Source organism: Pseudomonas hunanensis (assembly GCF_013393325.1).
Taxonomy (GTDB): Bacteria; Pseudomonadota; Gammaproteobacteria; order Pseudomonadales; family Pseudomonadaceae; genus Aquipseudomonas; species Aquipseudomonas putida_P.
In genome coordinates, this window is the sequence record NZ_QJRC01000001.1 from 1 (window position 1) to 226 (window position 226).

Below are 226 nucleotides of genomic sequence, written 5' to 3' on the forward strand. Positions count from 1 at the left end.
GTCAGTTTCGCGATCACTTCGTCGGTGGTGTCGGTGACGTCGACTTTCGCCGCGCCGCCCAACTCCAGGTTCTCGAAGGTGCGACCGTCGATATCCACAGCCGACTTGATGCCAAGGCTGATTTCGCCGCTGTCCAGATAAACGTCATCGCCCTGCGCTGCGTGCTCGTACTTGACGCTGGTGTCGCCGGCTTTGATGGTGACCTGAGCATTGTTGCTCAGGGTCA

1 protein-coding gene is annotated in these 226 nt (G+C 59.3%); it reads right to left on the reverse strand.

The window, feature by feature from the left end:
• A partial coding sequence (locus tag DM807_RS00005) for an immunoglobulin-like domain-containing protein (protein WP_179026913.1) occupies nt 1-226 on the reverse strand: 226 nt, incomplete at both ends.